Genomic DNA, 1,773 nt, shown 5'->3' on the forward strand with positions numbered 1-1,773 from the left:
CGCGACCGGGTGACGAACCTGTTCGGCCAGCACGTTTCTCCGCAGGTGGTGGAGCGGCTGATGGCGGAAGGCACCAGCGGAGGCGGTGACGTCCGCCGCGTCGCGGTGATGTTCGTCGATTTCCGTGGCTTCACCGCCGGCGCGCAGTCGCGCACTCCGCAGGAAGTGGTCGACCGGCTGGACGGCGCCTTTGCGGTGCTGGTCGACATCCTCGACAAGCACGGCGGCATCGTGAACAAATTTCTCGGTGATGGTTTCCTCGCGCTGTTTGGCGCACCGCTGGAGGCCTCCGACGCCGCGCAGCGCGCGGTCGCCGCGGGCCGCGAGATGCTGAGCGCGATGGATCGCATCAACGCGCAGACGAGCTGGCCGCTTCGCATCGGCATCGGTATCCATTTCGGCGAGGTCGTCGCCGGCAATATCGGATCGCCGCGGCGCAAGGAGTACACGGTCATCGGCGACACCGTGAACTTCGCCTCGCGGCTGGAAGCGCTGAACAAGGAGTTCGGCTCGCAGCTCCTGATTTCGGCGACCGTGCGCGAGGCGCTGGGCGAGGCCGGCCGCGATGCGGTCGCACTCGGCGAGGTCGAGGTGCGCGGCTATGAACAGCCGGTGGCGGTGTTTCAGTTGGGGTAGCGCCTTCACCTGTAAGTAGCGTTTCGTTGAAGCGGAATCGCGCTCCGTTGAACGCGCGTGATGAAAGATCTTTGGTAGCTTTCGGGTCTCGCACAGTGGAAGCCGAGACATCTCGTCTTCCGAATGCAATCTGGAGAGAACCAATGACCCGAATGACCCTTGTTGCGGCCGCCTTGATCGCCGCCGCCGTCACCCAGACGCAAGCCGCATCGGCACGCCACATCGCCCCGACGCGCGCTGCCGCAACCCAGGTGACGACTGACTCCTGTGTCAGGGCGCCGGCCGAGGGCGCGTATGCGTCCGAGCCCTACAAGCAGCCACCCTGCCTGCCGAACACGGGGTCCTCGTACCCGTATTCCTACGCCTACTGACGATCGTGTGAGACGAGGCCGGGCTGGTGAAAAAATCTGCCAGCCCGGCGTCGCGAAAGTCTGCACTTCTCTGCCTCCAGCACCTCGTCACGATTGCTCCGATTGCTCCGAATTTTGGGGCATGACGAGCGATGTTGTCGGCCTGTAGACTGCCGGCGATGCGGCCGGTTGCGGCCGCGACTTGCATGAGGGATCGAAGATGCAGCGCCGCTACGTCACCGTCGACGTGTTCACCGACCGCGCCTTCGGCGGCAATCAGCTCGCCGTGGTGCTCGATGCCGGCGGGCTCACGACGGCGCAGATGCAGACGATCGCCACCGAATTCAACTATTCCGAGACCACCTTCGTGCTGCCGCCGCGCGACAAGGCCAATGATGCGGAGGTGCGCATCTTCACGCCTGTTAGGGAGATGCCGTTCGCAGGTCACCCCAATATCGGGACGTCCTTCGTGCTGGCGAGCCTCGCGAAGGAGCCGAAGCCTTGCCTGCTGTTCGAGGAGAAGGCGGGACTCGTGCCGGTCGAGATTCGGAGAGAACAGGGAAAGGTGGTCAGCACCGAGCTGACCGCGCCGCAGCCGCTGTCGCGGCTTGCGCAGCTTTCCGCCGCGGAGGTCGCGTCCTGCCTCTCTTTGACGGCCGATGACATCAGGACCGATCACCACGCGCCACAGGTCGTCGGTGTCGGGACGCCCTTCGTGGTTGCGGAGGTGCGATCGCGCGAGGCGTTGCGGCGGGCCAAGCCCGATGCCGCGGCATTCGGCCGGACG

Annotated in this window: 3 protein-coding genes; all 3 read left to right on the plus strand. The window is 65.5% G+C overall.

Annotation, left to right across the window (positions count from 1 at the left end; all coding sequences use genetic code 11):
- Nucleotides 1-636 (plus strand): adenylate/guanylate cyclase domain-containing protein (locus tag MOV74_RS37350; protein WP_246932430.1); only part of this gene is annotated, 636 nt, incomplete at its 5' end.
- A 143-nt stretch (nt 637-779) separates the two neighbouring features.
- Complete coding sequence (locus MOV74_RS37355; RefSeq protein WP_246932431.1) at nt 780-1,007, plus strand: hypothetical protein; 228 nt, start codon at nt 780-782, stop codon at nt 1,005-1,007.
- 199 nt (nt 1,008-1,206) lie between these two features.
- A partial coding sequence (locus tag MOV74_RS37360; RefSeq protein ID WP_246932433.1) for a PhzF family phenazine biosynthesis protein occupies nt 1,207-1,773 on the plus strand: 567 nt, incomplete at its 3' end.

Origin of the sequence: Bradyrhizobium sp. SHOUNA76 (genome assembly GCF_023006445.1) — a bacterium.
Taxonomy (GTDB): domain Bacteria; phylum Pseudomonadota; class Alphaproteobacteria; order Rhizobiales; family Xanthobacteraceae; genus Bradyrhizobium.

Excerpts from the sequence above, each read along its gene's own strand:
- MOV74_RS37355 (WP_246932431.1), top strand. The coding sequence starts at position 780 with ATGACCCGAATGACCCTTGTTGCGGCCGCCTTGATCGCCGCCGCCGTC.